Source organism: Tindallia californiensis (assembly GCF_900107405.1).
Classification (GTDB): domain Bacteria; phylum Bacillota; class Clostridia; order Peptostreptococcales; family Tindalliaceae; genus Tindallia; species Tindallia californiensis.
On record NZ_FNPV01000002.1, the window covers coordinates 1 to 25008 of the forward strand.

The 25008-nt window shown below is 35.7% G+C and carries 16 protein-coding genes; 5 read left to right on the plus strand and 11 right to left on the minus strand.

Annotation, left to right across the window (positions count from 1 at the left end; genetic code table 11):
- Positions 1-426: 426 nt before the first annotated feature.
- The 3 genes from BLV55_RS02175 to BLV55_RS02185 all read right to left on the minus strand — a co-directional run bounded on the left by BLV55_RS02175 (position 427) and on the right by BLV55_RS02185 (position 4414).
- Positions 427-1341 carry a bifunctional enoyl-CoA hydratase/phosphate acetyltransferase gene (locus BLV55_RS02175; protein WP_093310597.1) on the minus strand — a complete coding sequence of 305 codons (915 nt, stop codon included), beginning with the start codon at positions 1339-1341 and terminating at the stop codon, positions 427-429.
- A gap of 67 nt (positions 1342-1408) precedes the next feature.
- Positions 1409-2545 carry a tetratricopeptide repeat protein gene (locus BLV55_RS02180; protein ID WP_093310599.1) on the minus strand — a complete coding sequence of 379 codons (1137 nt, stop codon included), beginning with the start codon at positions 2543-2545 and terminating at the stop codon, positions 1409-1411.
- A gap of 39 nt (positions 2546-2584) precedes the next feature.
- Complete coding sequence (locus tag BLV55_RS02185) at positions 2585-4414, minus strand: B12-binding domain-containing radical SAM protein (protein ID WP_176968217.1); 1830 nt, start codon at positions 4412-4414, stop codon at positions 2585-2587.
- A gap of 102 nt (positions 4415-4516) precedes the next feature.
- Between BLV55_RS02185 and BLV55_RS02190 the strand changes: the two genes are divergently transcribed.
- Positions 4517-5113 (plus strand): zinc dependent phospholipase C family protein, encoded by a 597-nt coding sequence (locus tag BLV55_RS02190; RefSeq protein ID WP_176968218.1) that lies wholly within the window; start codon positions 4517-4519, stop codon positions 5111-5113.
- An 86-nt stretch (positions 5114-5199) separates the two neighbouring features.
- Positions 5200-5397 carry a hypothetical protein gene (locus tag BLV55_RS02195; protein ID WP_093310605.1) on the plus strand — a complete coding sequence of 66 codons (198 nt, stop codon included), beginning with the start codon at positions 5200-5202 and terminating at the stop codon, positions 5395-5397.
- A gap of 60 nt (positions 5398-5457) precedes the next feature.
- On the opposite strand, the gene argS is transcribed toward BLV55_RS02195, so the two are convergent.
- The 4 genes from argS to BLV55_RS02215 form a co-directional block, all read right to left on the minus strand.
- Positions 5458-7167, minus strand: coding sequence for an arginine--tRNA ligase (gene argS, locus BLV55_RS02200; RefSeq protein WP_093310607.1), 1710 nt, complete (start codon positions 7165-7167; stop codon positions 5458-5460).
- Between the two features lie 41 nt (positions 7168-7208).
- Positions 7209-7835: a GerMN domain-containing protein gene (locus tag BLV55_RS02205; RefSeq protein ID WP_176968219.1), complete on the minus strand. Its 627-nt coding sequence runs from the start codon at positions 7833-7835 to the stop codon at positions 7209-7211.
- Positions 7836-7920: 85 nt separating this feature from the next.
- Positions 7921-8115: a 2-thiouracil desulfurase family protein gene (locus tag BLV55_RS02210; RefSeq protein ID WP_093310610.1), complete on the minus strand. Its 195-nt coding sequence runs from the start codon at positions 8113-8115 to the stop codon at positions 7921-7923.
- Between the two features lie 23 nt (positions 8116-8138).
- On the minus strand, positions 8139-10523 hold the full coding sequence (locus tag BLV55_RS02215; protein WP_093310612.1) for an endonuclease MutS2: 2385 nt from the start codon (positions 10521-10523) through the stop codon (positions 8139-8141).
- 252 nt (positions 10524-10775) lie between these two features.
- On the opposite strand from BLV55_RS02215, the gene BLV55_RS02220 reads away from it, so the two are divergent.
- The 3 genes from BLV55_RS02220 to BLV55_RS02230 are packed head-to-tail and all read left to right on the plus strand — an operon-like array spanning position 10776 to position 18011.
- The gene (locus BLV55_RS02220; protein ID WP_242870004.1) at positions 10776-15674 is read left to right on the plus strand and encodes a cytidyltransferase; all 4899 of its coding nucleotides are present in this window, start codon (positions 10776-10778) and stop codon (positions 15672-15674) included.
- 16 nt (positions 15675-15690) lie between these two features.
- Positions 15691-16962, plus strand: a complete 1272-nt coding sequence (locus tag BLV55_RS02225; RefSeq protein ID WP_093310614.1) for a Rossmann-fold NAD(P)-binding domain-containing protein — start codon at positions 15691-15693, stop codon at positions 16960-16962.
- On the plus strand, positions 16962-18011 hold the full coding sequence (locus BLV55_RS02230) for a flavodoxin family protein (RefSeq protein ID WP_242870005.1): 1050 nt from the start codon (positions 16962-16964) through the stop codon (positions 18009-18011). The genes BLV55_RS02225 and BLV55_RS02230 overlap by 1 nt, the downstream gene beginning before the upstream one ends.
- Before the next feature lie 23 nt (positions 18012-18034).
- On the opposite strand, the gene BLV55_RS02235 is transcribed toward BLV55_RS02230, so the two are convergent.
- The 4 genes from BLV55_RS02235 to BLV55_RS02250 all read right to left on the minus strand — a co-directional run bounded on the left by BLV55_RS02235 (position 18035) and on the right by BLV55_RS02250 (position 24919).
- Positions 18035-20968 carry an insulinase family protein gene (locus BLV55_RS02235; RefSeq protein ID WP_093310617.1) on the minus strand — a complete coding sequence of 978 codons (2934 nt, stop codon included), beginning with the start codon at positions 20966-20968 and terminating at the stop codon, positions 18035-18037.
- A 95-nt stretch (positions 20969-21063) separates the two neighbouring features.
- Positions 21064-22341 (minus strand): amidohydrolase, encoded by a 1278-nt coding sequence (locus tag BLV55_RS02240; protein WP_093310618.1) that lies wholly within the window; start codon positions 22339-22341, stop codon positions 21064-21066.
- Positions 22342-22445: 104 nt separating this feature from the next.
- Positions 22446-24182 carry a single-stranded-DNA-specific exonuclease RecJ gene (gene recJ, locus BLV55_RS02245; protein WP_093310621.1) on the minus strand — a complete coding sequence of 579 codons (1737 nt, stop codon included), beginning with the start codon at positions 24180-24182 and terminating at the stop codon, positions 22446-22448.
- Positions 24179-24919 carry an NAD-dependent deacylase gene (locus BLV55_RS02250; RefSeq protein WP_207646008.1) on the minus strand — a complete coding sequence of 247 codons (741 nt, stop codon included), beginning with the start codon at positions 24917-24919 and terminating at the stop codon, positions 24179-24181. Before BLV55_RS02250 ends, recJ begins: the two co-directional genes overlap by 4 nt.
- Between the last annotated feature and the right edge of the window lie 89 nt (positions 24920-25008).

Below are 25008 nucleotides of genomic sequence, written 5' to 3' on the forward strand. Positions count from 1 at the left end.
AGGCACGCCGCCAGCGTTCATCCTGAGCCAGGATCAAACTCTTATATAAATTCTTCCTGTACCCAAGCTTTTGCTTGCGTTTTCCATCACGTTTTAACGTGTGGTTTCGTTCTCTCTGCTGTTCAGTTTTCAAAGAACTCTCTTTGCTTATTTCTTGCCGCTCTTAAGCGACTTGATTATCTTACCATGCTCTGCTTTCGATGTCAATACCTTTTTTTATCTTGTTTTTCGCTTCGCATTCGTTGCCGTCGCTGTGTTTTAGCGACTTTATTACTTTACCATCTTTATCGCTTCATGTCAATGGTTTATTTTTCTTTTTTTCTGGTGCCCACTTCAAGGGGCAAGAATGAATATAGCATATAGTTTGGAACTTGTCAAGAATTTCCAACAGTGAGCACCACAGGCTTCTATTTTTATGAACTCTCATTAAGCGTTACTGTTTCTAGCTATCATGCTTCCCAAAGCTATCGAATAAAGTTTTGATTTAAATTCATCGGCTCGGGATACTAATACAATGGGAATTTTAGCTCCCATGATAATTCCTGCTGATTCTGCCTGAGCCATATATGTCAAGGTTTTCCCTATACCATTGCCCATTTCGATATTAGGAACCATCAGTATATCTGTATCTCCAGCTATCTGACTCTCATATCGCTTAATCCTACTTGCTTCTTTCGAAACGGCAAGGTCTAATGCCATCGGACCACCAACGATCGAATCATTACCAAAGATTCCTTCTTTTCCACGTTTTACCAAGTTGGCTGCATCTATAGTTGCTTCCATCTTATCATCAACTTTTTCTTTGGCTGCTAAACAAGCAATTTTCACAGGACTAACACCTAAAGCTCTTGCTACTTCAATTGCATTCATAATAATTTGTTCTTTCTCCTTAAGGTTTGGAGAAATATTCATTCCACCATCTGTTAAAAACAATAGTTTATGATATGTTTTTGGAGAATAAACCATTACATGACTCAACAATCTATCAGTCCTTAATCCCCTTTCTTTTTTTAATACCGCTTTTAATAAAATAGATGTATCTACAAGACCTTTCATTAAGAACTGAGCATTTCCTATTGATACAGACCCCACTGCCTTTTCAGCTGATTCTATTAAATCAGCACAATCGCATACTTCGATATTTTCTAGTCCCATCCCAATCTGTATCGCTATTTCTTCTATTTTAGATTTATTCCCAAACAATATCGGTTCGATTATGTCTAGTTTCTTAGCTTCATTTACCGCTTTCATTACATCAGAATCTTCAGCCGCCGCTACTGCCAATCTCATTTTTATATTTGGATTTGGTATATTCAACAAATCTTCTAAACAACGCACCATTGTTTTCACCTCACATAATATTTTTTAAGGCTTGCTATTTTTTTGTATATTTATTATAGCACTCTTGCTATGATTTAGAAAGTGTCTGAATTTGTTGCTTTACTATTTTCAACATATGGAAATTCGGATCTAATTTTTCTACTTCCTCAACCAGAGATTTTGATCGCTGATATTGGGATGCTACGCAAGCTATCAGAGCAGCTTTGCATTTCATTTCTAAACTGTTTTTATTCCTCCTCAGAAGCTCTTCCATCATAGACAATGCCTTTTGAGGTTCTTCTATTATCAGATAAATATTTATTAATTGAAGATATGTCTCTTCATGATATCCTTTAATCTCTATCACTTTATCGTAATACTTGATCGCTTCCATCAAACTACCCGTTTGTTCATAGGCTAATCCTACAAAAAAATGTAGATTCCACCAGGACTGGTGTCTCTCAACCAATGGTAATAACCACTCTAAAGCTTCTGCACCTTTGTTTTGCAAAGCTGCCTGGTAGCCATTTTCATAAATGGCTAGATCACCCACTACTTCTATCTGTTTCACCAGTAATGCTTTTTCCTCTTCACTCATTTCCATACTTTCGGCTTCCTTCCAAACTTCCATTGCTTTATTGTAAGTTTTACTTTCGCGATATAGCAATCCCAGATAATAGTTGCATAGTGGATTCTTTATACCCTTTTCATATAATAACTCTAAATACAATAAGGATTCGGATATAAGATTTTTCCTATGGATATTTTCTGATTCTAACCTCGAGGCTACCTGATAAGATGAGACACCTGTCAATAACAGCGCCTCCTCCGTTTCAGGCTCAAATAACGATACAGCCCGCGCAAAAATAAGAGCTTCTTCAAACTGTTCTTCTTTTTGACAATCGATGGCTTCCTTTAACCATATTTGAGAAGCTGACAATCCACTAGCTGCAATCAATTTTTCATACTCCATTCTTTTAGAGAAGGAGGTGTCGATCCCCAGTAAATAACCGATTCCTTTTATGATCATTGAGCTATTGATCACTTTATCTTCCTGATGCCTTTTAATGTTTTCAGCTAAAGACAGTGTAATAAGAGGAACATCAAGGCCATCAGCTGGCACTTGATAATTCTCTAACCCTAGCGTTGTTCCTGGTTTTAATGTTATGAACGTTAAATTCTCAGTGAATGGCTTTAAAAAGCAAAATAATTTGTCTGAGCTCATCAGTTCTCCCCCATTATCGATTCATTTATAATTCTAAGCCTACTGTTTTTTTCTAATCATTTTTATACCGTATTCTGATAATCTCTTAAATTGATTTTTTTCATATTGAAAAAGTAATAGTGAATGGTTTTCTAATAGTTCATTTAGTTGATAATAGTCTGAGTTGTTCTTATTAACCTCCCAACAACCAATGTTCTTTATAAAAGGTATCATTACAGATTCTAAATCAGAAGGTACTAACATTATTTGCACTTTAGAAATGAATTTTTTAACTGGTTCTTTGAAAAATTGAGGTAAATAGTTTCTAACAAATGCTTCATCATGAAGTATTAAATGTGTGTCTTCCTTAGAAAGCATTACCGGGTATTTTTCTTCGTTCTGTCCATACCAAGCTTTGTGTCGTTTGCTTTTTTTGTAATAATCCAAATGCATCAAATAGTATATCTCTTTATGGATTTCCGCAAAACGGCTCATTAGAAAAGATTCTAGAAACTCTATTGTTTCATCATACTTATAGTTACTCATTATATCTTTATTCTGATGCCAATCACGGCTCATGTCATCAAAAATACGAAACATACTAACCGTTGGTTGCAAACTAATAAATTCTAGCGTATACCTCATACTTCCTGAGTTCCAAAATAGATTGAGCATTTTTTCAATATTCTTTAGACGTATTATTTCCGAATAGGAAATCCAATCATTAGAAAGCACTTCATATGGAGGATGTTCCATAAAAATATATCCATATTCTTGTCGGCGTTGCTTAATCTCCGATCCTTTTATTAGTTTCAAAAACCCAAGCTGTATCATGTCTGCTTTAAGGTCAAAAATGCTATCGAAAGACTCTCTAAATTGAAAATAGCTTTCATACGGAAGGCCCGCAATTAAGTCAACGTGAATATGTATTGTTTTTAGTTCTATAAGCTTTTGAATGTTATTCATCAATTTTTGTTGCCGAGGATTTCGATTGATTTCCTGCAATGTCTCTTCATTGGTGGATTGTATTCCTATCTCAAACTGAAAAAGCCCTGGTGAAGCTAGCTCAAGTACACTCATTAGTTCATTGTTTATTAGTTCTCCACCAATTTCAAAATGAAAATTAGTGTATCCATTATCATTACGAATTAAAAAATCAAATATTTCATAGGCTCTTCCACCATCGCTATTAAAAGTTCTGTCTACGAGCTTCACTTGTTTTACTTTTTTTGAAATCAATTGTAATAACACCTTTTTTAATTGATGCATCGGCAAATAGGAAAGCTTGTTTTGTGATCCAGACAAACAAAAACTACATTGATATGGACATCCTCGCGATGTTTCGTAGTAATATATTTTCTCTGGATGAAATTCATCCTCCATTGTATAAGGATCCGGTAGCTGTAATAATTTATTATCTTTGTTTTCATAAGGTATTTCATTAACAAAGATATCACCTTTTGCTCTAAAAACAAGGCCTGGAAGTTCAGAATAATCATCGTAGTTGCTGATAGCATGAATTAATTTCGGAAGTCTTTCTTCCCCATCCCCCATTAAAATCAAATCTACCCCCTCATTCTCCACCATGAATTGATAAGGTTCGCAGGATACTTCCGGTCCTCCCAGAAGAATCATTAGGTCAGGCTTTAATTTTTTCAAGCTGGATACTATTTTTTTGATTAGTTCAATGTTCCAGATATAACAGGAAAAACCAACAATATCACAGTTTTTCAAATAGATTTCTTGCAAAATATCTTCCATATGCTGATTTATTGTATACTCTACAAGTTCATTTTCGATGCTTTCTTGTGATAAACCCTTTGCTAAATATCGAATCGCCAGGTTTGTATGGATAAACTTAGCATTAATTCCAATTAGTAATATTTTCACTCTAATCACCTCAAATCAATTTTATGTAAACCTATTGCATGTAAATAAAATTTTGGATATAATGTACCACAGTTAATCTTAATTGAAAGGTGGATATTTTATTTGATACCGCAAACGCACGTTATTATTGCCAATGAGATATATCATGAAGTTAACCGTACCCTGAACCTTACTCTTGATAAAACTCAACTCGTTTATGGAAGTATAAAGCCTGATATCTTCTCTGGAATTCCTAAACTCAAACATTTTAAACCACAATCCTTTGATGTTATTTGTGATGAAATTCAAACCATATCTAATAGCACATTAACGAATAACCAGCCGTATATATCCTACTTATCACAAAAAATCGGAGTTATTACGCATTATATTGCTGACTATTTCTGCATCCCTCATAATGATCGGGCTACCTATCAGAATCATTTTTGGGAGCATCTAAAATATGAAGGATCATTACACAAAAGCTTCAAAGAAAAAGAACCTTTTCAGACTCATGCTTTTGAACTCAACCAAAATATCAACTTCACAGATCTAAGCCAGATTAAAAGGTATTTAGATCATTTGCATGCACGCTATGAAGCTAATGAAGAGAGTATGGATAATGATGTCAACAGTTCTCTCTTTGCTGTTAAATCCATTTCTTTACTAATGCTTCAACATGCTTTAAGTTATAAAGAGATCTATAAAGTTGCTGCATAATAACCTTGCATCCCGCCTATCATTTAGATACAATACTTATGACATTACTATTTAATACCAAATTTAGGTAAGAAAGCGAGGGAGTTATGGAAAATTTTGATTATATTTCTATTGAAAACATTTCCAAAAAAGATTTCTTAATGATATTACAGGCACTGGAGTACACTGGCGAGCATACTAATATCCAGGAATTTGTTCTCTTAAAGGATGATTTGATTCAACAGTTAACAGATCTATCTGAAATAAGTGTCGAAGAACTATTTTCCAGTATGCAAGATTCTTAAAAAAACACAGTAGAGATGCTTGAAAAAAACTCTTGTTGGCAACCCCAACAAGAGTTTTTTTTACATACGATCCGGCGCTTTAATTCCTAATAAACTCAATCCCAGGTGAAGAACTTCTTTAACAGAAACAACCAGTGCTAACCGAGTCTCTTTTACCTTGGCATCATCTACTAGAATGGGATGGTCATGATAAAATCGATTAAAACTCTGAGCTAAATCCACAACATGTCGTGTTAAGATTGAAGGTTCATTTTTGTTCATGGCATCCCTAATAGCGTCTTCAAAGGTTTCCAGTTGTCTTATTACCTGATTAGAAACTTCATCTTCCAAATAAGAGCCCTCTATTTGAAATGTTTTTTCTTCCAAATCTATGCCTGCTTTTCTTAATACGCTTACAGCTCGTGCATGTGTATACTGAACATAAGGACCTGTCTCTCCATCAAAACTAAAAGCTGTATCCCATGAAAAAGAAATATCTTTAATTCGATTATGACTCAAATCATTAAAGATAACTGCCCCAACTCCTACATCAACCGCCACTTCTTTTTTATTAGGCAATTCCGGGTTCTTTTCCTCAATAATATTAAAAACTCTCTCTATCGCACCCTCTATAACTTCTTCCAGTAATACCACTGTACCTTTTCTACTTTGAATTCTTTTTCCTTCATGAGTTACTCTCCCAAACGGAACATGTTCTAAATCAGCCGCCCACTCATAACCCATTAATTCTATTACCTTAAACCATTGTGCAAAATGAAGATTTTGAGAGTAATCCGTTAGATACAAGCATTTTGTAAAATCAAAGGTGTTTTTCCGGTAAATTGCTGCTGTTATATCACGAGTTGCATAAAGGGTGCTACCATCTTTCTTTTGCACTAAGCAAGGAGGCATATTGTAAGATTCCAGGTTTACTAAAACAGCACCTTGACTGTCTTCTAAGAGATTTTTTTGATGAAGTTCATCCAAAATAGGTTTCATTTTGTCGTTATAGAAACTTTCACCAGTATAATGATCAAAACGAACGCCCAGTAAACTGTATATTTTTTTCAACTCTTTAATCGTTTCTTCACTGAACCACTTCCATAAAGACAGTGCTTCCTTATCGCCTTTTTCCATTTTCACAAACCATTCTCTCGCCTCATCTTCCAGTTCCGGAGTCTTTTCGGATTCATCATGAAACTTTACATAAAGATCCAGAAGTCCTTGGATTGGCTCTTTTTCTATTCTTTCCTGATTTCCCCAATTCTTATAAGCCACAATTACTTTTCCAAATTGAGTTCCCCAATCCCCAAGATGGTTGATTCCAACGCATTCATAACCCATATGGCTATATATTTTATATAAAGAACTTCCAATAACCGTTGACCGCAAATGACCAACATGAAAGGGTTTTGCAATATTTGGTGCGGAGAAATCGATACAAATCGTTTTACCTGCGCCTTCATTACTGGATGCAAATTTTTCTTTTCGATTTATCACTTCACTCAGCACTTTTTCTGCCAGTTTTTTTCTATTGAAATAGAAATTCAGGTACCCACCGATGGCTTCTGTTTTTAAAAACACATCATCTTTTTTTATTGCTTCAGATATTTCCAATGCAATACTTTGAGGTGCTTTCCTCAATGCTTTAGACAATTTAAAGCAAGGAAACGCATAATCGCCCAAGTCACTGTTCGGTGGTTTTTCTATCCATTGCATAATCTCTTGAGCAGATTGGTGTTCTAGACTCTCTGCTATGTTTTCAGCAATCATTTGTTTAAAGGGGTTCATTTATTTTCCTCCTATTATTTTCAATATCATTTGTATACTGCTTATTTATCTGGATAATAGCTCGTAATAAACTCATATTCTTCTTGAATTGGCAATCCTTGAATCTGATCAACTTGATTACCGTCAATTAGTAGTCGGACTCGGTCATTTTCTGGCAATGTTATTAAACTATTAACAATTACAGCGATAGTAGCCTCGATATCTTCATGAGTACCGGATATATTCTGGACAAAATCTTCAGATAAATTCACAACAGCCGTTCTACCATCATTTTCCACGGATAAAATTTTTGTTTCTTTAGGAATCGGATTGATAAGTTCTCCGATCCCTTCTTGGCTTAATAGTTCCTCAAGGACGAACAGAGATAAACTTTTATTTTGAAGTCGTTCGTCGTTAGAAGCTATTTGATGGGAATCTGAAAATACAAAGGGCTGATCTTGATGTTTTAAGTATAACACATACTGTATTCGATCATTATTCTTACCTTCGTCAGATTCTTCAGATTCTTGTTTCATTTCAGATTCTTGTTCATTTTGTGCTTCTGATTGAGATGTTTCTTGTTCTGTTTCTTCTGTCTCAGTATCGTTATTTCTACATCCTATAAAGAAAACAACAGAAATTATTATAAGAAAACACAGTGCTTTTTGCAATCTGGAATAATTTAACATTTTAATTCTCCTTATCATGTCCATATCTTATTATTATCTTGTTTTCTCTATTTCGTGCTCGCTAATACATTAATCCCATGAGCCGCTAACATAGCACTTGACTGCCAGTGCCATTCATGATTTCTGCCGGCTTTCTGGGCACTGGCAACCCTCCTAACACTTCAGGACAGATTGAAATTATTTCTTTGTCCTTCAGTTTGCTCATTATTTGAGGATAATGTTTGGCTTTTCCATCGTATCGACAAGGAATACCTAAAAGGCATGCACTAACTGCAATCATCATAAACCACTCCTTTATATAGGTCAAGATCTATTAAGCTTCACAATGGTAACTCCAGCACCGCCTTCGCCATAAATGCCATCCCTATAACCCTTGACTAGCCTATGTTTCTTTAATTTCTTTTGAATTCCTTGCTTCAAAACACCTGTCCCTACTCCATGAATAATGGTAATTTCTTCATGCCCGCTGAGAAATGAATCGTCTAAATATTTATCCACAATATACATGGCCTCTTCCAAATCTTTTCCTCTTAAATCACATTCTTTTGTCGTATGTTCCGTTTTATGCTGAATAATTCTCTGGAGTCCTTTTTTACTCTTTTGTTGTTCTCGGTATGTTTTGACTAATTTTTTGATTGGTAATGACATCTTCATCACACCGATTTGCACTAAAGCTTCTTTTTTGTCATGATCAATAGAGATTACCGATCCTGTTTGATTTAGTGAAGGAATCTTTACTTCATCCCCTTCTTTTACCGGTTTATTTGATTCTTCCACATCAACAGATTCGCCCAGCAGGTGATAGGAACCATCTACCTCCAATTCTGACAACTTCTCTCTCAGTCGACTTCTCACTCTCTCTGCCGATTTATTTCCAGTTACCACAGTCGATTGTTCTCTTATTTTTCTTATTTCTTCAATCAACCTGTCCGCTTCTTTCTTAGCATCTTCCACCAACTGATACGCTTCTCTCTTTGCTTTTGCAATCAATTCGTCCTGTTGTATTTGTATTTTATTCTCACGCTCAGAAATAATTCTCTCACGTTCTAAAAGTTGCCGTCTTAATTGTATTGCTTTTTCCGATTCAGCTTCGGCCAAGATTTTATTTTCTTCGATTGACCTTAATATATCTTCAAAATCAATACTATCCTTTGTTAAAAATGTTTTTGCTTGTTCAATAACATGTTGATCCAAACCTAATTTTGATGATATTTCAAATGCATTCGACTTTCCTGGTATTCCAATGAGTAATCGATATGTAGGACTCAGTGTTTTAATATCGAATTCTACAGAAGCATTTTCTGTCTCATCGTTCATTAAAGCATATTGTTTCAGCTCACTGTAATGTGTCGTAGCCAGAACAAGTGAACGCTTGTTGATTAAATAGGTAAGAATAGACATCGCTAACGCAGCACCCTCCGTTGGATCCGTGCCCGCTCCTAATTCATCTAATAATACTAAAGAATTCCCAGTAACATTTCTTAGTATTTCTACGATGTTTTTCATATGCGAGGAAAAAGTACTTAAACTTTGCTCAATGCTTTGTTCATCACCTATATCTGCAAAAACTTCATCAAAAGTGCCCATCCGACTACCTACATCTGCCGGAATATGTAACCCACTTTGTGTCATTAAAACGAATAATCCTACTGTTTTTAAAGTAACCGTTTTTCCACCTGTATTTGGTCCGGTGATAACAAGTGCATGCTGTGGATCACCTAGTTTTATTGTAATAGGAACTACTTCTTGATCTTTTAGCAAAGGGTGCCTGGCATTTTTAAAGTGTATTTGTCTCTCTTTCACCAAAACCGGTTCTATGGCTTTCATCTGAACAGCCATTTCTCCCTTAGCCATCATAAAGTCCATCTTTTTCATTGTTGCTTGATTTTGTCTTAACATATCGGCTATCGAAGCAACCTCACCCGTTAGCTCTAGTAGTATTCTGTCTACTTCAATCCCTTCACTTATTTTAAGTTCCTTTAACGCATTATTCATTTCTACAATAGGCATGGGTTCAATAAATAATGTAGCACCTGAAGAGGATTGATCATGAACCATTCCCGGAACCATGGATTTATACTCTTGTTTTACCGGTACCACAAACCTTTCCTGCCTAATGGTAATAATTGCTTCTTGTAGATATTTTTGGTTTTTACTGGACTGAATAAAACTGTTTAATTTTGAACGAATCCCTTCATTTTTCTGTTGTATTTTTCTTCTGATTTGCCTTAGCGCAGGGCTGGCATGATCTGACAATTCCGTTTCGCTAACAATACAGCTTTCAAGTCGTTCTTCTAATTCTTTGTCCACTTCTAACAACTGTACATTTGACATGAAAATTGGTATATGATCTTTATTTCCATAAGCATTCATAAATGCCTTGCATTTTCTCACCGTTGTAAGTTGTTTTTTTATTATAAGCAATTGATTTAAATCCAATACCGAACCTAATTCCGCCTTTTTTAGTAACCCTAATATATCTTTTAACTCAGATAAAGGCATGCTACCTTTTTGCAATCGAATAGTTTCAGCTTCCGCCGTTTCTTTTTGTAGTTCTTGAATATCGTAAAAGTTTGTTTTGGGCTTTAATCCTTCCGCTAACTCCGAGCCTAAACCTGATAGGCATAACTCAGCCAATCTTTTTTTAATTTTAGTAAATTCAAGTAATTTTATGGATTTGGAGTTCATAGTTTTCTCCTTATGGTGATATTTATCCGATGACGTAGCACTGCTTATAATCGAACATTACCGACACTATTGTAGCATATTCACCTTCTTAAAAAAAGGTTTGCGATACTCATTCTGTCCACTCTGGATAATTTTCCAGTTGATATATCACGATTATTCTGAGTCCTTTCTTCTTTCATTGGGTAAAATGAATTATAATAAAGAAATAGGCACCCTATCAAACTGTTCACAAAAAAGAAAGGAGCTTTCAAATTGAAGACTTATCAAGATTTTCATAAGATGTTGAGTACTCGCTTGTTAAATGCATCTTTACTAGAGAATATAGAAATCGAAGCAAGTGAAATTGATTCTTTTTTGAAAGAACCCTCTGTTATAAAAAAAATGAAAAAGATGATTGCTGATGCTGATTATAGCTGTAAAACTGTTTATAACCTTTTGAAACCGATCATTCTTAATCTTTGGAATCAAGCACCTCCTAAGGATCCCCTTAACTATTTATATCAATATGCCTTATCCATGTCATTCCCACATGCCGTTGAAACTGAATTAGACGATCAGTATTCCCAAGGCTGCTTGTTCTATTTAGAAGGACTGAAAGTTGTTACAGAAATAAAGAAAACAAATGATCAAGCGTCTTTTCAGGGAAAACACCCTCTTCGCTTAAGTGTTGAGGAACTTGGTGCAAATACATCTCAATCAAAAGAATATAGGCAATTTTTACTAGCTTTTGAAAAAGAGTATATTCATGAAATGATGCGCTTAAATTTTGAAGTGACCCATCATAATACACTTGACCATATCTGTGGTGTTCATTATCTGGCTGTTCTTATTGCAAAACAACTTTTCGAACTCGGCATTCCTGTCGATGTTGGTAGGGTATCTGGAGCGGCGGCGGGTCATGATTTAGGAAAATTTGGATGTAGAAGTTTTGAAGCAAGCAGGGTTGCTTACTTACATTATTATTATACAGAGCAATGGTTCAAAAATAGAGAAATTTTTAATATTGGTCATGTCGCATTAAATCATTCTGTGTGGGATTTGGAGTTGGAAAATCTTCCACTCGAATCCTTGATATTAATTTATGCTGATTTTCGCGTAAAAAACAAATCCACTGTTGAAAATCCTTTCACCATGTCTTATTTCAGCCTTGCTGATTCTTTCTCAGTGATCCTTAGTAAGTTAGACAACCTGGATGAAGCCAAAGAAAAAAGATATCAACGTGTTTACGCAAAATTGAAGGATTTTGAAGATTATATGATCGACTTGGGAATACAAACAGATCCCTCTTTGCCCATGAAAACTCGTACAAACACACAAAAAAAATATTATTCGCTAATGCATGGAACTGACGTAACCCAAAACCTTAAATATTTTGCTATTCACCATAATATTCACCTGCTATATCGATTTCGAGATGAAGATTCATTAAGCGAAATTATTGAACTGGCTCGAAACGAAAAAAACGATAAGATTTTACGTAAATACTTGGATCTTTTCCAAGAATATAATGCATATTTCACACAAAAACAAAAGATTGTCTCCATGAGATTTTTTTATGAAAAACTCACTCATCCAGAAGAGGATATTCGTAGGCAGTGTGCTGAGTTGATCGGACAAATCATTAGCCAGTTTGATGAAAATTACCGAAAAGAACTTCCAGGAGATGTAGAGCTTCCTCCACCGGACATTACCAGCTTTGATTTATTGAGTGAATATATGAAGCTTTTTATCTTTCCAGACCATAAAATAACCGATCTTCATACTCATTGGATTCAGTATAGTTTAACCTATATGGTTTCACAACTTTTCTCCTGCTGCGACCAAAAAGATATTAGTCAGTATAAAGATATTATCGTTGAATTTTTTCTGGAGTCTCAAGATTATTCTCAGGTTTTGGATATTAATTTTTTACAAACAATCCCCGAGATTCCCGTATATCCAGGCGATCCAACATTAAATGTTTTTTTTGATTATATACGTTCCTCCTTAAAACATCCTTCACTTCGTGAAGACCTTGACCTTAGAATGTCCGTTCTCGAATCATTAAACTATTTGATTGATTATTTTCCTCATGATAGCCAGCAAATTGAGTTTGTTAAAAGTATTTTTACAGATAAGCCCGCAAAGTCTCCAGTTCCTGCAGAAAACTATATGATGCTTCGCATCGCTAAGAAGTTGTTCGCTGAAGACGCTAAAATCAGACCCTATCAAGAATTTTATGAGCTGGATGTTCACAAAGTACCTGATATCCATTTAACCAACCTAAAAACGGCTACTAATTGGGTTACAAAACGAATTCACGTGGAATTATTATTGGATTATCTAAGTCAAAATCCAACTCTCAATAAACTTTATACAGCAATGCATTTTTGCAATCTCCTAAAGGTGAGCAGCGTCGAGAATGTTCGAATACAAGCAGGTGAATCACTGGTCAAGTTATTCCCCGAGTTGCCAATGGAACAACGAAACGATGTGGCGATCGAATTACTCCGGGCTTTAGAAATTGATGGTGCGCAACATACAAAGTATATCCCGGACTACCTTGGTCAAATTATTATTTATCTAAAACAAGTAGAAATTGACGAAATATTGATGGATTTAACAGAAAAAATCAAGCAAGGTAATTCAGAAATCAACTCTTTACTTATAAAAACTATTGGTATATTTGTGGAGAATTTCCCAAAATACCAGGAGTTTTTCAATGAATCTGAAGATGAATATGATAACAGACTTCGGAAAATGATGGGCGTTTTACTGAATGGTCTTGTTCATAATCAACTACAAATTCAACAAATTTCTTTCAGTGTTTTAGGAAAAGATATTTTTGGGTCAACGCTCTTAACACTGAAAGAAAAAGAGCTTCTTTTTAAGATGATTGCTAAAAAAATGTTAACATTAACCAGAGAAATTGAAGAACATGATTTATTGTTTTTAACGAACTCCTCTAGCCTAAACCATATTTATCGTTTTATTTCTGATTTTGCATTTTTTCATGCACCAATAGAGGTTCCTGTTCCGGATAAAATTGCTTTTTTCCCAGGTTCTTTTGATCCCTTCACATTGGGCCATAAAGAAATCACTACCGCTATTCGAAACAAAGGGTTTGAAGTGTATTTAGCTATCGACGAGTTCTCGTGGTCCAAAAGAACTCAACCTAATCTGGTTAGAAAAAACATTGCTAACATGTCTATCGCTGATGAATTGCATGTTTTTATTTTCCCTGAAGAATTGCCAATTAACCTTGCAAATAACACTGACTTGAAAAAATTAAAATCATTGTTTCAAATATCAGAGGTGTATTTAGTGGCTGGAAGTGATGTGCTCATCAACGCTTCTGCTTATCGATCCAATAAAGATTCACCTATCCTTGATTTTGGCCATATTTTATTCGAGCGTCGAAATGCTGACTATTCTCCAGACCATCATTCAAGGCTCAACCAGCTGGTAGATAAAATCAGTAAACCCGTTATTCGGCTCAATTTAGCTCCACAGTATGAGGATATTAGTTCTTCACAAATCCGTAGTTATATAGATGAAAACCGGGATATTTCAAAAATGATCGATCCTCTTTGCCAACATTTCATTTACAAACAAAACTTATATCGAAATGAGCCGCAATATAAATCCCTTATTCAAACCATATCTCTGGATATAGACATTAGAGATCATTTTACTTACGAACTTATCAATAGTATTGTCTCAAGCTTTCATGACGATTATAATCACTCTTTTAAAAACGTAGAAGCTATTTTCAGAAAACCTAACGGCCGATTAATTCTTATCAGAGATGTTAAGCAAAACGGTAAGGTTCTTGCCTATGCAGCGATCCATTGGGTACCTTCTGAACAAATTTATCAAGAATTTAAGAACAGAGAAATTTCCGGTTACGTAAGAGAAGAATACAATGGCCGAATTATAGCTATCGATGGAATTTTTGCTAATCAACATCATCAGTATGATAACTTGTATCAAATTATCTTAACCGAAACGCTTGCCTATGCATTGAAAAATGATTATGGATATGCTATTTTTCAAAATAAGATTGATCAGAATACCCCTTCGGAAGTGTTTGATATTCTACAACTACATGGATTTATTGAGCTGGATTATGGCAGTGATAAAGAGCCTGTTTTAACAGTTAATATGTCCAATCCCTGTACCTTAAATCTTGATATTATGACAATCATTAAAGAGCCCTTTAAAAGTAATCACAATGTACAAAAAGCGATTAATCATACCAGAAAACGCATGCAGAAAGTATTAACCGAATTGTATCCCGGTCATTTAACGCTTTCTTTTGATCGAAGCATTATTGATGAAACCTTGATAAAGAAAATATGTCATGAAAATGAGGTTCCACCAGTTCCCCTAAACCCTCGCAAATTAGGAGAAGCAATGTGCGTGCCTTTTGGTAATGTGTTAAACAGAACCATCGTTCCAAACACAGTAACAAAATCCCTTCATACAGAGCGAATGTTTAATCCGGATATGAAGAGTTTTACGATTAGATCTTTTCCTTACTATCTGGACTTAAAGCATCAGATACGAATGATAAACTCCTTTAATAAGCCTGTTATTCTTGTTGATGATTTGCTTAATAAAGGTTATCGAATTCGGGGGTTAGATCCATTATTAAAAGAAGAGAACCTAGCCGTAAAAAAAATTGTTGTTGGTTTATTATCTGGACGTGGAAAAGAATTAATGGAAATTCAAAATCGTGCTGTTGATAGCGCCTATTTTATTCCTAAACTGCGGCTTTGGTTTAACGAGGCACTGTTATATCCATTTATCGGCGGAGACTATTTGTGGAGAGGTTCGTATCCAAACAGCAATTTAATGCCTTCCATTAATCAGATTCTTCCTTATACATCCCCCAGCTTTATTAAAGGTGTTTCTAATCGCCAGCTGTATAATATGTCCCAAGTATGCATCGAAAATTCCATCGCGATCCTTCATGTGCTAGAAAAAGAGTACCAAAAACTGTACGAACGAAAATTAACACTGTCCATGCTAGGTGAAGTTTTCATCTACCCACGTTACCCAGATAATGGTCCTTATATGAAATACGACTTTAGTATTGCTCCATCAGAACACCTGAAAAAAGATCTTGAGTTATTACAACGACTAGAACTAATGGTCATCACATCTTAGACAGGAGGAAATAAACTTGCTCTATTTTTATGAGGAAAACAACTGTATTTTAATATCTACACAAAAAATTTCATCATTAAAATCCTGTAACAAGAACCAGGCAATGAACTCAGAAATGCCACTCTACTGGTTAGTGGAAAGACACCCTGTCCGGAGTTATGTCACTATGGGTGTTACAGAGCCTTGGCAGCTTACAGCTAAAAAAGAATCTTTGCATTTTATTCAAAAGTATCCTTTTAAGAACAATAACGACCCATCTCATGTAAGCGATATTCTTACCAATAACCCTTGGATATACGACCGTATTAATCGTGGCCAGCTGTACACATTAAATAGAAACCATCCTCGATGGAAAGAGCAAATCAATAGAAAAACCATTCCAGGAGGAAGGGTTCATATTGCCGGTCTTGGTGATGTTGGTGGTACCTTGCTTACAGGTCTTCGGATGCATGGAGTAAACCATGTTTCTTCAATAGGTATTTATGATTTATCCCCATTCAAAATGCAACGTTGGGAGCAGGAATCTAATCAAATTGCTGACTTGAATTATCTTCAATATCCTATCGTAGAAAGCATTTCTGAAAATGAGCTTTTTCAATGTGACATATTTGTTTTCTGCATTGCAAAAAATATTCCAGACATAAACAGTGGCATAACCGACGTTAGAATGGCTCAACTAGATGCTAACGCTGACATTATTCGTGCTTATGCAAAAAAAGCACGTTCAGCCGGATTTAAGGGGTTATTTGCTGTGGTTTCTGATCCAGTAGATCAACTTTGCAAAATTGCCTATATATCCAGTAATTATAACGAAAAAGGTGAGTTTGATTTTAATGGTTTACTTCCTGATCAAGTCAAAGGTTTTGGCCTTGGTGTTATGAATGCCAGAGCAAACTATTATGCTGCAAAACATCCGGAAACAAAGCACTATCACACGGAAGGCAGAGCTTTTGGCCCACACGGTAAGGGTTTGTTTATCATGGATTCAATCATCAAATATAACAAAGAATTATCCCGCACTTTAACACAGCAAACATTAACCGCTAACCTGTCGGTGCGTAAAGCTGGTTATAAGCCTTATATTGCTCCTGCTCTATCATCAGGCTGTTATTCTTTAATTGCTGCAATAAATGGATCTTGGCATTATAGTACGGTCTTTCTCGGTGGTGTTTATTTTGGTTGTCGAAATTATGTCAGCTCTTATGGGAACTTCTGGGAATCCTATTCCTTACCTGAAGATGTTTTTACAGAACTTCAAAACACATGGCGAAAGTTGGATGAAATATAATGATTACTGCCATTATGCCTGAAATATCCGAGGAATTGAAATATTATGCCGATCAATTATTAGATGGTATTCCTTGTGAAGTCTTAACTTGCTCTTCAGATTTATCTAAGCAAAAGATTCTTGCAATGAATCGCCTTGTTTTTTTTATTCAATTAGACGAGTGGGGAAACAATCTTTCCCTTTTGAACCTGTTGAAAACGATAGAGTCAATAAACCCTTTTGTTTTTAGAGAGTGTACAGCGATGCTGGTTGTTAAAAGCAACAACGAGTGGTTTACTAAGTCTTTCGCAACCAGTCTTATTTTTATTCTAAATCAGAAGGGTTGTCGCTTTATTGGCCATCCTTTACTAGAAATGACTAAAGACCTTGAAAATTTATGGCGCTGGGAGAAAACTTCTGGTGTTTCCAGAGAAAAACTAGTTTACCAGATAGGTAAGCAAGCTTTGCTTCGCTTACTAAATAATGATAAAGTTCGTTCCAGTAATCCTAGAATTACTGTTTTACATGCCAGTTCAAAAAAAACATCTAATACTTTTCAGCTCTGGAACATGGTGAAACAAAGTTTATCATCCGCTCAAGTTGAAGAATTCCACGTGGAAAATGGTACTTTGATCGACTGTATTGGTTGCCAATATCAGACATGCCTATACTATGGCAAACAAAAGAGCTGTTTTTACGGCGGGGATATGATCAAAGAAATTTTACCTTCAATGGAAAAAGCCAATGCATTACTATGGCTATGTCCAAATTATAATGATGCCATCTCAGCAAATTTAACAGCTGTCATAAATCGAATGACGGCATTATATCGAACAATGTCTTTTTATGATAAATATGTTTTTTCAATTATTGTGTCTGGCAACTCGGGCAGTGACTCTGTTGCCAGGCAACTAATTGGTGCCTTAAACATTAACAAGGGATTTCACCTTTCTCCTTTTTTCTGTCTCACAGCTACCGCTTATGAACCCGGAAGTATTTTGGAAGTTCCTTCTATTGAAAAAAAAGCGGCAAACTTCGCCGCTCATATGATGAAAGAGATATCTTTTTAAGACCTCATTGTTACCTGCTTATTTTATCTTAGCACCGGGACAAGCCTTTGGAAGATTCCCTGTGCTTTTTTAATTTTATTTTCATTTCCTACCACACAAATATATTCTTCACGAAGACTTTCCTGAAGCATATCAGCAAGCGATGTAATAGTCTCCGGAGTGGTTGATAAAATAGCTTGCCTTTCTTCGTATAAATCTTCTTGCGTAATACCGGAAAAATAATGAGCATCTGATTTTTCTGCTTTCATGGCAGGGGTTAGAGGCGCATCGATCCGACTCATTGTTCCAATAATATACTTCCTCATTTCTCTCTCATCCGCTGAAAAATTCGAAACATACTCAATTAAATCCTTGTATACTTGCAGTGTCTCTTCCAAATTAGGATCTCGATAAGAAACCAAATACATATTTCCGTTACGCTGAAAACCGGCCATCGCTCCATAAGCTCCACCAACTACTCTTACTTTTTTCCATAAATAATCTAAACTTATCATGGTTTTGAGTACTTGTAAGCTTCCCGTATACTTATAACCAGCTTTTATAAGATTTCCTGCTTTTGCTACATATTGAACATCACTTGACAGGTACATACCTTCATTTTTTCTTGGATTCGTTGATCGAATACTTTTTGCTGACTCTGTTGGCTCAGTCTGATCCAATTCTCGAAAGTAATGCGTCAGATAGTTTTCCATTTTTTCTATATCGTCATCTTCTGCTGTAAGGCTTACCGTTAAGTTGCTTCTATTAAATATTTTATGCTGTAGTCCTTTGAATTCTGTCATGAGCTTTTCATACCTATTATCATAATTTTCCTCTAGCTCTGAAATATAATGATAAAACTCTATCCCAGAAACTAGTTCCTGAAACTGAGCTATCGGTGATAGATAGGAAAGTGCTCTTTTAGCTGACACCATATGTCCTTCTTGAAGGATACTCATCTCAAGTCGAGATTTAATCTCTCTTATCACTTCTCTTATTCTTTTCTTTTCTGTCCATTTCGTTCTCATTCCTATTTCTTCTATTAGAAACCACATTTCCTTGCTTTTGTGGGTTAATGCTCGTGCCTGAAGTTGAACTTTAGGCGCATACTCTGTTGGATCTCCATTTTGTGAAAAACCTTCCACACTAAACCCAATGCCACCAGTATGCAAGTATATTTCATTAGACAGGTCTTCATAATGAAAGCTTTCAGTGCTTAGCTTTCCTAATAGACTAATTAATAACCCAACTGTCGGCATTTCTTCAAGGGTTAGCTGACTCACATCAAAGTATAAGTTCGTGTACACTATATTATTCGTAAATAATGGATGTTTCAATACTGGCACTCGTCCCAAATGCGAAACCTGCATCGGTATTTTTTCAGGTTCTGATTCTAAATCGTTAATGGAAAGTAATGGGATCGACTCTATTTCTTCAACGGACGCTTCCTGATTTTGCCATGCTTCCAATTTAGCATTTTCTTCAACTAGTTCAGCAACTTCTTCTGGAGACATTTTGCTCTTTTGTTGGTTTAGTGCTTCTGCTATCGCTTGTTCTTTTTTATCATTAAGGCCTGGTTCAGGAATCACTTTAATAAAGCTACAATGGGTATTTTCTAATAAATAAGTTTGAATAAGTTTTTCGAAATAAGGTTCACTAAGAGATTTTTTTATCCTCTCCAAAACCGGGCTATACTCCAAATGGATGTAAGGGCCAGCATCGTAAAGCCAGCTTTCCATTAGCTTCATCCCATAAATCAATCCTTTGGGATAACGTCCAAAATCGGCTTCTCGTAATTTGAACTCATGGGCATTAATAACTGATTCAATTAATGCTTTATCTATGCCATTCCGAACAAGGTCTTTTAATGTTTCAAAAATAACTTTTTGAAACTGATCTGCCAATGCTTCATTACTGTTTTTTGCCACAATCCCAAAAACTGGTTGCTGTATCGAACCATCGTAGTACCCAAAAACATCTCTTCCTACTTCAGCCTCAATTAATTTTTTCTTCAAGGGCGCTGCCGGTGTTCCCAAAAGAATCGTGTTAAGCATATCCATTGCAAGATGAAGCTCTGGATCTTTTGAATTTCCCACTACAGTATTCAAACTAAGGTATGTTTTATTGTTCGCTTTTTCTTCTGATGATATAGGGTATTGAATCACTTTTGTCACTGGCTCAGTAAACGGTTGCTGCCAATTTATTGATGAGTTTGTTTTTATTGCATCAAACTCTTTCAGATACTCTTTGTCCAAGTATTCAAGATGTTCCAATATATCTCCATCGCCATAGAAATAAAAATAAGCATTAGAAGGATGATAGTATTCTTTATGGTATTCGATAAATTCTTTTTGAGTTAGCGATGGAATATACTGTGGATCCCCCCCCGACTCGTATCCATAGGGAGTATCTGGAAATAAAGATTCCTGCGTTTTTCGAAACAGCATCTGCTCCGGAGAAGAAAAAGCGCCTTTCATTTCATTGTACACTACTCCTTTGATCGACAACTCTTCCTCATCCTGCTTCCACTCATAATGCCAACCTTCTTGCTGTAATATTTCTGGCCGTTCGTATATATTAGGATAAAAAACGCTATCTAAATACACATCCATTAAGTTCATAAAATCTTGTTTATTTCTACTTGCTACAGGATACATCGTCTTATCAGAAAATGTCATGGCGTTCAAAAACGTATTCATTGATCCTTTTGCCAGTTCTACAAAAGGATCTTTTAATGGATATTTTCTTGATCCACATAGTACAGAGTGTTCCAATATATGTGGCAGTCCATTATTACTTCGCGGTGGTGTTCTAAAGGTTACAGAAAAAACCTTGTTATCATCTTGGCACGATAAGTAAAATAGTTTAGCACCACTTTTTTTATGACTGAATAGGTATCCATCTGCGTTCAAATCATTTAATGCCTTCTTTTCTTCCAATATAAATCCATGATACTCTTTATTATAGACTAATTCCATTAAGGTTTTTCTCCTCTCATTTTTCAATCCATTTCCTTATGCTTGTACCTATTAAGCAACACAATAATAATAAAATTTTATGCCTGTTTCCTGATTTAGTATATTCGTTCAACTATTTTTTTTGATTCGTATTTGATTTTTTCTAAGTCGATGGTCTTAAACTCTTTCTTTTCCATAACCACTTTTCCATTTATGATGACCGTCTCTACATCTGAACCATGGGAGGAATATACTAAGGATGATATTAGGTTTTGATGAGGATACCAATGAGGTTGATCCATATTAATAAGAATAAGATCTGCTTTTCCTCCAACTTTTAATACGCCAATACTTTCTTCTAAGTTTAACGCTCTTGCTCCATTTTTCGTTGCCATTTGCAATGTTTCAAAAGCTGACAAAACCGTAGAATCTGTTGTTTTTCCTTTAGCTAACAAGGATGCCATTTTCATTTCTTCAAAAAGATTTAGGTTGTTGTTACTGCAGGAACTATCTGTTCCCAGCGCAATATTCACTCCTGCCTCTTTCATTTCGTGGATCGACGCTATTCCGTTCCCTAGTTTCAAATTGCTGAGCGGATTATGTGCGACATAAATATTTTCTTCCCTTAAAAGTTGAATATCTCCTGGCATTAAGTAAACGCAATGTGCTGCCAGTACGTGATGTTTGAAAAGACCCAGACTGTGAACGTGAGCAATAGGAGACTTTCCATGCTTTTTTATGCTTTCTTCTATTTCCTTCTCACTTTCCGAAAGATGAATGTGTATCGGTATATTTAGTTCATCAGAAAGATTCATGACTTTTCCTAAGAAACTGGCATCACAAGTGTATGGAGCATGAGGCCCTGCCATCACGCTGATAATTCCATCACCAGCTCCGTTCCATTCTTTATAAAGAGTGCGTGTATCCGCCATACGCTGTTCATCTTCTTCTGAGGATCCTACAAGGCCTTTTGCAATAGAGCATCTTATCCCTGCTTCTAAAGACGCTTTCGCTGTTTCTTCTGAGTGAAAATACATATCGGCATATGCCGTAGTACCAGAGCGTATCATTTCCGCAATGCTAATCATCGTTCCCCAATATACATCATTGCTGTTCATTTTAGCTTCGATGGGCCATACTTTTTCTGTTAACCACTCCCAGAACGGTATATCATCTGCATAATTTCTCAAAAGTGACATCGCACCATGCGAATGAGCGTTAATCATTCCCGGCATTACCATATGATTTCTTGCATCAATTTCATATTCAGGATCAAAATGATCAGGCATTTTCCCAATAAAGCTAATTCTATCTTTTTCAATCCCTATATCACCTTTCACCAACCGATTTGATTCCATGGTGAGTATGGTTGCATTTTTAATCAATTTTTTCATATCCCCACTCCTTATCTTCTTATCGTTTAACCTATATGCTACGATTTAGACCTTCCATGTGAACTTGCACTTTTAATGCTGTTCGGCCTGTTTATCCACGATTATCACCGCTTATCTGACGCTCTCATATCCCCTATCAATAGCTGTTTTGTTTTTTTTCCTTTCCACTCATTCATTTGAGGGAAAAAAACTAAATCAAAAAAAGTAGATTCTTTGAAAATTTTACCCGCATCCTCTGTATACCCAAAACCAATGATTTCAATATTTCCACTGATCAAATTTTCACCTTGATAAAATTGATTTATTTTAACATGCTGATTTTCTTTCCCAAGTGACTGTACAGGACTATCCTTACACAAAGATAGATCCTTCATCATAAACATTGGCTTTTCATTTCCCATTCCATAAGGTTCCAATCTTTTTAACTGATCAATTAATTCTTCATCCACATGCTCTGGTGTCATTTCAGCGTATATATTTATTTTCTTTTTCAATAAATCAGGATTTTTCTTAAGCTCTTTTTCTATGCATTGATTCAATTTGTTCCTTAAAACATCAATGTTTTCACGCTTAATTTTTAAGCCACATGCATTAGCATGTCCACCAAATTTGATCATTAAATGATCTAGTTCTGATAATGCATTAAAAAGATGAAACCCTTCCACACTTCTACCACTTCCAGTATAAATGTCCGGATCTTCTTCAGATGGTGTTAAAACAAGGATCGGTCTATAATATAAGTCCCTAAGCCGACCTGCTATAATCCCTATAACACCTTCATGTAAGTCCGGAGCTTCTACTGTAAGGAATAAATCTTGTAAAAAGTGTTTATCTACTAGATTTTTACAAATCTCCAGGCCAACATCTTGTGTATGCCGTCTTTCTTTATTCAGTTTTATAAGATCTGTTGCAATTTTTCGGGCTACTGAATCACTTTGTGTCATAAGCAGTCTTACACCTAATGCTGCATCGTCCATGCGACCAGAAGCATTGAAATGTGGTCCGATCATAAAACCAACATGACCTGCCGTTATTTCTTTATGGCTCATGCCTATTTGTTCAAGCAATACCCTGATGCCAGTTCTTTTCTTTCGATTGATTAACCTGAGGCCATATTTTACTAGAGTTCTATTTTCATTTTCTAACGGAACCACATCGCAAATAGTTGCTAATGCAACTAAATCCAATAGTTTATTTAAGTGTGTTTTAGGAAGATTCAATGACACCTGTAATGCCTGTGCTACCTTAAAGGCAACCGCACACCCACATAAGTTTTTGTATGGATACTGGCAATCTTGATTTTTTGGATTGATAATCAGACAGTCAGGCATCTCTTTTCCTGGAGAATGATGATCCGTTACAATAACATCTATCCCCTGGTTCTTCGCATACTGGATTTCTTCCACAGCGCTAATGCCACAATCTACCGTAATCATTAAATCAGCTTGGTATTCTTTTTTTAATTCATCGATAGCTTCCTTGTTTAGACCATAGCCCTCGCCTCTTCTCATAGGAATATAATAATCAATCTTTTTTGATAAAGGATAGAAAAAATCAATCAAAAGTGCAACGGATGTAATCCCATCAACGTCATAATCACCATAGAAAACAATTTTTTCCTGACGATCTAAAGCCATTTTAATACGATCAACTACTTTATCCATATTGTATAACTTGCCAGGATCATATGTCCTGATAGGTTTTTCTGAAAGGAATTCATCCATTTCCTCAATATCCTTAATGCCTTTAAGCATTAGAATTTTTTCTATATATGGATTATAAGCACCTGGTAGCGGCGATTCGTTTTGCAAGTAATTCCATTTTTTTTCATTAAAATTCATTGATTTTTTTGCTCCTTAATTCTTCGATTCACATCGTTAAGTATTTTTTCTGCTGAGCCCTTCAGAGTAAGATCAAAGTGATAAGATCCTTGTATATCATCCCGATTGATGAGTACTGTTTTCCCTTTAGCCATTGAGGGAAGCATATTCACTGGATGTACCTGTAAGCTAGTTCCAATAATCATTAATAGGTCCGACTGCTGTATCTGGTTTAATGCGTTTTCCCAAGACTGTTGTGGTAACATTTCTCCAAATAAGACAACCCCTGGTCTTAAAGAACTGCCACATTGAGAACATGGTTTCTGATCCAAAAAATCTTCGACAGAAGCAGAATGTCCAGCACGGATGCATCGTACAGCTTCTAAGGCTCCATGCAACTCGTACACATTATGACTTCCTGCTTTTCGGTGATACCTGTCAACATTTTGTGTCGCTACAGCCACCACGTTTTCGTTTTTTTCCCATTCAGCTAATACAGAATAACCCGTATGTGGTTTTTTCTTTTGTACATTTTTAATACGTATAGAATAAAACTCATGAAAAAGATCATATCGATGATTCATCGCCTCTACGGTCGCTACTTCCATTGGATCTGTTTTTGTCCACAGGCCTTGATCAGACCTAAAATCAGGTATTCCACTTTCCGTTGACATTCCAGCACCCGTGAAAATGACTGTTTTTTTTGATTCATCGATCCATCGGGCCAGTTGTTGAATATCAGAATCTTGAACCATCATCCCTAACGCATCTCCTTTCCTTTAAACTTGATTTTTTACTCTATTGTTGTGTTATAATAGGTAAGGCTATTTATTATATTACCATAAAG